The organism is Intestinibacter sp., from assembly GCF_034113885.1.
GTDB lineage: Bacteria > Bacillota > Clostridia > Peptostreptococcales > Peptostreptococcaceae > Intestinibacter.
The window spans coordinates 1-7824 of sequence record NZ_JAXEWM010000129.1; the positions used below are offsets into that span (position 1 = coordinate 1).

8 protein-coding genes are annotated in these 7824 nt (G+C 28.3%); 5 read left to right on the forward strand and 3 right to left on the reverse strand.

Annotation, left to right across the window (positions count from 1 at the left end; all coding sequences use genetic code 11):
* Positions 1-806 (forward strand): cysteine synthase A (cysK, locus tag SPD90_RS07845; RefSeq protein ID WP_320924859.1); only part of this gene is annotated, 806 nt, incomplete at its 5' end.
* A 156-nt stretch (positions 807-962) separates the two neighbouring features.
* Here the strand turns inward: cysK and hydE are convergent.
* From hydE to SPD90_RS07860, 3 genes are all read right to left on the reverse strand, one after another.
* Complete coding sequence (gene hydE / locus SPD90_RS07850) at positions 963-2018, reverse strand: [FeFe] hydrogenase H-cluster radical SAM maturase HydE (RefSeq protein WP_331680539.1); 1056 nt, start codon at positions 2016-2018, stop codon at positions 963-965.
* Positions 2019-2228: 210 nt separating this feature from the next.
* The gene (locus SPD90_RS07855; protein WP_320924860.1) at positions 2229-3152 is read right to left on the reverse strand and encodes a hypothetical protein; all 924 of its coding nucleotides are present in this window, start codon (positions 3150-3152) and stop codon (positions 2229-2231) included.
* Positions 3153-3174: 22 nt separating this feature from the next.
* On the reverse strand, positions 3175-3909 hold the full coding sequence (locus tag SPD90_RS07860) for an HAD family hydrolase (RefSeq protein ID WP_320626474.1): 735 nt from the start codon (positions 3907-3909) through the stop codon (positions 3175-3177).
* 177 nt (positions 3910-4086) lie between these two features.
* Between SPD90_RS07860 and SPD90_RS07865 the strand changes: the two genes are divergently transcribed.
* The 4 genes from SPD90_RS07865 to SPD90_RS07880 form a co-directional block, all read left to right on the forward strand.
* Complete coding sequence (locus SPD90_RS07865) at positions 4087-5172, forward strand: hypothetical protein (RefSeq protein WP_320626475.1); 1086 nt, start codon at positions 4087-4089, stop codon at positions 5170-5172.
* A 503-nt stretch (positions 5173-5675) separates the two neighbouring features.
* Complete coding sequence (locus SPD90_RS07870) at positions 5676-6212, forward strand: sigma-70 family RNA polymerase sigma factor (protein ID WP_320626476.1); 537 nt, start codon at positions 5676-5678, stop codon at positions 6210-6212.
* A gap of 60 nt (positions 6213-6272) precedes the next feature.
* Positions 6273-7565, forward strand: a complete 1293-nt coding sequence (locus tag SPD90_RS07875; RefSeq protein ID WP_320924861.1) for a hypothetical protein — start codon at positions 6273-6275, stop codon at positions 7563-7565.
* 147 nt (positions 7566-7712) lie between these two features.
* On the forward strand, positions 7713-7824 hold a 112-nt coding region (locus tag SPD90_RS07880; protein WP_288767912.1), incomplete at its 3' end, for a formate--tetrahydrofolate ligase.

The following is a 7824-nucleotide window of genomic DNA, read 5'->3' on the forward strand; positions in this document are numbered from 1 at the left end:
CCCTTGGAAGTGTAAAAGACAGAGTTGCAAATGCAATGATAGAAACTGCTATTAAAGAAGGAAAAATAAATAAAGACACAGTAATAATCGAGCCTACTAGTGGTAATACTGGTATAGGACTAGCATTTGTTACTGCTACAAAAGGATTACATCTAATACTAACTATGCCAGAAACAATGAGTATAGAAAGAAGAAGAATAGTTGCTGCATTAGGCGCTGAAGTAGTATTAACACCAGGTGCAGATGGTATGAAGGGTGCAATTGCTAAGGCAGAAGCATTAAAAGAAGAATATGGAAATGCATTCATTCCACAACAATTTGAAAACGAAGCTAACCCTAAGATACATTTTGAAACTACAGGACCAGAAATCTGGAGAGATACAGATGGAAAGGTAGATATATTCGTAGCTGGTGTAGGAACTGGTGGTACAGTTACAGGTATAGGAAAATACATAAAATCACAAAATACTGATGCAAAAATAGTTGCAGTAGAGCCTGCTACATCTGCTGTACTTTCAGGAAATAAACCAGGGCCACATAAAATCCAAGGTATAGGTGCAGGATTTGTTCCTAAGGTATTAGATTTAGATGTAGTAGATGAAATATTCCCTGTTGAAAACGAAGATGCATTTAATGCTTCAAGAGCAGTAGCAAAAACAGAAGGTTTATTAGTTGGTATATCAGCTGGTGCATCAATACATGCAGCAACAGAGCTAGCTAAAAGACCTGAAAATAAAGGTAAAAATATAGTTGTTTTATTACCAGATACAGGTGAAAGATATTTATCAACTGCTTTATTTGAATAAAAATAATTTTCCAAAACAAGATAACAATAACAATTCGAAATAGATATCCCTTAGTTAATATATAAATATTAAGCATAATAAATCCAAAAAACTGAGCAATGATCTTTGTATAAAGGTCATGCTCAGTTTTTTATTTATTGAAAAAGAAATTTATTGTTATTTTCTAGTCCATGTAACATTGTCTCCACGAGACATATCTAAAACATATCCAGCTATATTGATTCTATTTTCAATACAATGTCTGCATTCTGCTGCCTCATCACCAGTACAGATTTTATTATCGTAAAGCTCGTATTTTTTTCTAGAAGAAGTAGGAGATAAATTTGGCATAGCAACGTTGGCACCAGCATCAAATCCTTTTTCACGTCCTACTGGATCTATTGTTCCTAAAGCTGTAGTAGAAGGAAGTAGGCAAGTAGGTAGCATCAATCTAATTAATGAAAGCATAAGAGTAGTTTCTTCAACAGTTCCAGCTGGCTCATCCTTAAATTGAGTGTCGTGGTGTGGAATAAAAGGTCCTATACCAACCATCTCAGGATTTAAGTCTTTTAAGAATAATAGATCCTCAGCTAATGTTTCAGATGTTTGATAAGGTGAATGGATCATAAATCCAGCACCTACTTGATATCCAATTTCTTTTAAATTGCGAAGACATTGAATTCTATTTGATAGCTTCATATTTTCAGGATGTAATTTTCTGTAATGCTCTTCATTAGCAGTTTCATGTCTAAGTAAATATCTGTCTGCACCGGCATCGTAGTATTTTTTATAAGATTCATAGCTTTTTTCACCTATAGATAACGTAATAGCGCAGTTAGGGTATTTTGCTTTTATAGCTTTTACCATTTCGACTATTCTATCATCATTGAAATATGGATCCTCTCCACCCTGTAAAACATAAGTGCTGTATCCTAGTGCATGACCAATATCTGCACATTCTAAAATTTGATCTAGTGTGAGTCTATATCTATCTGCATTTTTATTTGATTTTCTTATTCCGCAGTAGTAGCAGTCGTTTTTGCAGTAATTAGTAAACTCGATTAGACCTCTTAAATAGATTTTATTGCCGTAGTATTTGTCTCTTAGAGATGATGCCTTTTGGCTTAAGTATTTTCTATCTTCATCGTTTATATTTTCTATAATATAAATCAGTTCTTCTTTTTTTAATGTGTGATTTTGTGCTAGTTTATCAATTAAATTTCTTATATTCATTTGAGTTCTCCTTCTAAATTTATAATCCCTATCTAAAAAGTATGAAATTTAATTATATTTTATCATAAAAAAAGAAATGTGTAAATTTATGGAAAATACATTAGTGGTAATTTAAGTTACTTATGCTATGGAGGTATTATTTTTCCTCATAATTAAAAAACTGTGACGCTAAAGTTTTATATTTAGATCACAGTTTTAGTTTAGATGATTTTATAATTTGAAGTAATTAACTTGATAATCTGTTAATTCATTGTCGCATTCTGCACAGTGATATGATTTTTTAGCTGTTATGAAGCTATTAGAATCATTATCGTATTCTGTTTTTACTTTTGTAACTATACCAGTTGAAGTGAGATCTTTACCGCATTTTTTACAATTTTGTACAGTACATATATTTTCTAAGAATGCAGGATTTAATTGTTCTATAGTATAGCCACATTTACAGCATGTTACAGAATTCACTTGTTCCTTAGATATAGGTTTTACACCTTTGTCTTCCTTTGAGTATTTATAAGCTACCTTTTCTAAAGTTGAATATCCTGTTTCGAAAATATTAGTGTTACAATTAGGACAAATAAATTTAGGTTCGTAGCTAGAAACTATACTATTATTATCTTCAGTATCTATTTTAGTTTCTGTTTCAGTATTTTCTTCTGCAATATCCTCGGTTGTAGTTTCTACATTTTCATCCGCTTTAGAATCAGTATCTTCAGATTCATCCTCCATATCTAATTGACTGTATAAGTCAGATAATTTCTCACTTACATTTTTTATGAAGCTTTCTAGATTATCTTCTACATTAGCATAATCTTCTTCCTTTTGAGGATCGTAATTTAATAAATATTCTTGTATATCCTTTGCACCGAATTGAATAGCTGCTTCTAAAATATGGTCTTTTATAGTTGGAAATTGAGTGTTTTTAGAAGGACTATTTAAATCTACAATATTATTACTTACAATAAATTGAACTATTGATAGATAGTCGTATTTAGTTGCAAAGAAAAGTACCATTTCATCTAGTTGATTATCGGCAATTTTATCTGCAAAATCAACAAATATTTCTGGAGAATCTAAGTAAACTTTTCTCTCTAATTCTTTTAAATCTTTAATTATTTCTATCATATTAATAAACATAATTGACCTCCTCTATTAAATTCTATAAATCATTTTGATATAGATTTACGCTTGTATCAAGAGAATATATTATATCCTTTCTTTCTACTATAATTTTAGTAGTTTTTGATAAAATTTCATCTTGATTAATGTGAAGTAGAAGCTCTTTAGTAGGATTTATAGCAATTGGATTACCAACTCTTCTTAGCATGTTGATATCTCCATTTGTATCTCCATAGGCATATGATTTTTCTAAGTCTACATCGTATTTTTCGATTAAATCGTCTATCGCCTTGTTTTTGCTTTCTGAATCCCACATAGGTATTACCTTACCCGTAAATTTGTCATTTTCAAATACATATTCACTACCACGATAGTCTGTAACGTTGTATTTTTCTGCCATTTTTTTTACTAGAAAATCAGGACTTCCTGATATAAATATAACCTTATGACCGTTTTTAAGATGCCATTTTATTCTAGAACGGGTATAAGTGTAAACTCTTTCGGCTTTTAATTTTATAACCTGGTTTGCTGCAAAATCTATTGCCGACTTATCTAGTCCTATTAAAGACTCGACATATAGATCACATAGATTTAGTAGATAATCGTCGTAATTTCCTTGTCTTTTATCCCAAATGTTAAAAATATCTCTAGTATTGTCTACCCATGCTTTTTCATCAATCACTTCATATTTAATTAATTTTTTAAAATGCTCAATCATAAGAGAATCTCTGTAGATTGTTCCGTCGATATCAAAAAAGGCTGCTGCATTTTTCATCAAGATCACCCCTAATTTATGCTTTCTTATATTATATTATATTTTGGGTAAATAATATACTAAGACTATGAAATATAGCATAAATCGTATATGATATTTATATTATACTTAAAAATACGATTAATAATTCGAATGATACATTAGGAAAATATAATAGATAAGAGAGGAATAAACTATATGGATTTTGAATATGCAAAAATAACTAGATCTAGACTGATGGGAAGCATGGGTCTTATTATAAAGCACAGTGACGGTGAAAATGAGATATTTGAATATTTTTTATTAGATTGTGAAGGGTTGGGATTTTGTGATTATGTCAGATTAGAAAATCCTACAAAGGAAGAATCTTATATGGAAGAGGAAAGGCTGATGGGAGGCTTAGGTGAAGACAGAGTATTTATATCTGAAGATAGAGCTTTGTTTTTAGTCAAATATTTTGGTAGCAAAAATATAGAGTATGAAAAGCCACTTCCAGAAGGCGAAGAATATTATATGGAAATTATTAAAAATTATAAAACTGATTTGACTATGGAGGATATGTTTCCGGTTATTTGCAGAAGGATAACTAGTGAAATTGAGTTTATAAACTTTATGACTATGCGATTTATAGCTTGGGATAGAGAAGCCTTGAGATATTTTTGTGAAAATGAAGAAACTGCATATATGCATATCACAAATATCAATGGAACTCTTTTAAAAAATACTGTTTATGAAAAAGGCGATGGAAAATATATAAGCAAGGCTATTTATGAAGATAACGATGGATATTATGTCTGCAAAATAGCTTTTAATATAGAGAAGCGTGATGATGATTATAAGGTAAAATCTATATTTGTTGCAGATAAACAGCCTATTTATGATTTTCAAGTATTCGATGAAATATCAAAAAATGAGTTTGTAGATATTTATGATTTAAAAAAATACGATGAATTCGTGAATAGATTTTATAGAGATAATCCTTTTATGTTAAAGAGCAAGATGGATGAGGGTATGTTTTTTACTAGATTTAATTTTAATAACGACCATGTAAAAGAAAGAGTCTATGTTATAAATAATGATTTAAAAGCGGTTTATTATGTAATGGAGGATAAGTTTTATGTAGGGACTTATTCAAAAAGAGACAGAGACTATATAAATAAGCTGCTGATTGCAAATTACAATGAGTATATAGAATTTGATGAGGCTATGTGCTTTGAGCAAAATGTATTATACGATTTTGCAGAGTCTGGATGTGATGATTTTAATTATTTTATAGAAGATTAAATGAAATTATTTGTTTGATTTATAAAGGTTACAAAAATGTTAAATATTTGTAAATAGATTGTGAAAACGAATATTTCCATACTATAATTTAATTACATAGTTTATTTATATTTAAATTCAATAAGATTATTTTATTGCCATATAAAATAATCTTAATTTTTTTATAATGCATAGGAAATTATATACATTTAAAATTGTGGATAAATATAATTTCCGTCATGCATTTCAAAAAAGTCTACATTAATTTAATAATCTTCAAATGAAGACTTTTTTATAGCGATATATTACTAAAAAATAGAAAGAGGGCTTTCTAGATGATTCTAGATTGCCCTCTTTCATGTATTTATAATATTGGGGGAATATTATGAGGAATACATTTATAGTATTGGCAAAAAAATAAATCTTATACATTTTTAATAAAAAATTTTACAAATTTGATAGGATTTTATTTATAAATTCGTATTAATAATTAAATAGAGAATTATTTAATGGGGGTAGCTATTATGGATGGATTGATTATAAAGTATATAAAAAAGAGAAAAGAAGAGGGATTAAAGCTATTGATAGATGAGTATGCAGCATTTATATTGGCAGTAGTGACATATCATTTAGGTAAATTTCAGAGCCATAGGGAGGAATGTGTAAATGATATATTATTTTCTATTTGGGAGAATATAGATAAGTACGATTGTAAAAAGAATTCTTTTAAAAATTGGATTGGAGCTATAAGCAAGTACAAGGCTATAGATTATAAAAGAAAGGCTATAAATGAGCTTGCACACAATAATACTGAATTTGAAAATAGTGATATTAATAAGAAAAGCTTAAATAATCATGTAGATGAAAGATACCATGAAAATTTGAAAGAGGAGGTAGAACAGCTTTTAGATTTTTTAAATCCTGAAGATAAAAAAATAATGGTGGACTATTATTTAAAGGGATATAAGCTAGAGGAAATTTCGGAAATGACAGGATTAAAAACTTCAAATCTACATAATAAGCTGTCTAGGATTAGAAAGAAGCTTAGAAAAAGTGTGTAGTTTTTAAAAAGGATAAATTTGAGTGAATAATAGTTTATGTTATGGACGGAGGGATTGAATATGAAGGATATATTTGAATTACTAAATGATTCAAAGGTAGATTTTGATAAATACGAAGAGGTAGAGTTAAACGATTCTCAAAAAGAAGATATTTTTAACAAGGCTAAAACAAAAATTGATTTTAAAAAAAATAATAAGAAAAAATACAAGAAATTTACTGCAGTAGCGTCGATTTTTATTGTTTGTAGTTTAGTTTTATTCTGCAATGAGAACATCTTAGCTTTTGCAAAACATAGCATGGATGGTTTTATAGGGCTTTTTAGTAGTGGTCAATTATCTAAATATCAAAGTGATACTAGTGCAGAATGTGAAAGCAGTGGAATAAAGATTAGATTAAGAGATTTTGTATTAGATTCAGATACCGTTTATTATAATGTGGATTTTGATATGAGCGATTTTGATTATTCTCAGATTATAGGAGATGATGAGAGTATAGAAACAGATAAAATAGATATTTTCACAGGGAGTTCAACAGTCATTACATTAGATGATCATATATTTTTATTAGATAAACATGGAAGTTTAAAAGAAGATGGTAATATTGCTGTAAGAGATAAATTAGAAGCAATTGTAAATAATAGTGCTCCTAATATAGACTATGATGATTTTGATTTATTTGATATTTTAGAAGATGATACTGTAAAAATTAAATTAGATTTTCAAGAATTGAATTTTCATTTAAATACCGATGGACTTACAAATAAGGAAATAAATAGAATGCCTATAACGAGAGAAAATACAGATATAGTTGAATGGGACAGCAATTACAGTGGTAGAATAAAAGGAAATTGGCAATTTGAGACAACTATAAATACATCTCAAGTAAAAAATAATTTAAAAACCTACAATATCAATAAAAAATACGAGTTTAAACATAGTGGTTATAATGGATATTTTACAATAGATAGATTATTTAAAAATGAATATTATATAAATATACAGGGTAAGCTTGCTGTAGGTGGAGATAAAACGAGTGAAGAAATTGAGAGAGTGCTTTTAAATATAGGAATAAATGATTTAGATTATTTAAGAATAGAGAGATATATTGAAAAAGACTACGATGAGCAATTTGAAAAAGATGGACTTACTTGTTATAAATATAATTATAAGTACAATGTTCTTGGAATTAATTTTGATGAGATAAAATTAAATCCATATATTGATTTCAATTCTAGAGACCATACTTTCGAGTATGGACTAGAGCCTGATATACAAAAATACGATTCTATACGTGTAAATCAGGGGTTTTTCAAAGATATACAAAATACATTAAAAAACATGTTAAAAAAATAACACCATGTTGTTAAAACAACATATCTTTGCCATATGATGGACTATAATAAAAATATAATAAAACAAGTCGAAATATAATACTTTTTCGATTTACAAAAAATATTTATTAAAAAAATAAAAAAACAAAATTGTGGGAGGATGTTTGTTATGGGATTCAAATCAGATATTGAAATAGCTCAAGAAGCTAAACCTCAAGATATTAGAGAAATAGCTAAAAAATTAGGATTAACTGAAGATGACTTAGAATTATATGGTAAAT

Coding starts and splice junctions, on each gene's coding strand:
- hydE (WP_331680539.1), bottom strand. CDS start 2,018: ATGAATATAAGAAATTTAATTGATAAACTAGCACAAAATCACACATTA.
- SPD90_RS07855 (WP_320924860.1), bottom strand. CDS start 3,152: ATGTTTATTAATATGATAGAAATAATTAAAGATTTAAAAGAATTAGAG.
- SPD90_RS07860 (WP_320626474.1), bottom strand. CDS start 3,909: ATGAAAAATGCAGCAGCCTTTTTTGATATCGACGGAACAATCTACAGA.
- SPD90_RS07865 (WP_320626475.1), top strand. CDS start 4,087: ATGGATTTTGAATATGCAAAAATAACTAGATCTAGACTGATGGGAAGC.
- SPD90_RS07870 (WP_320626476.1), top strand. CDS start 5,676: ATGGATGGATTGATTATAAAGTATATAAAAAAGAGAAAAGAAGAGGGA.
- SPD90_RS07875 (WP_320924861.1), top strand. CDS start 6,273: ATGAAGGATATATTTGAATTACTAAATGATTCAAAGGTAGATTTTGAT.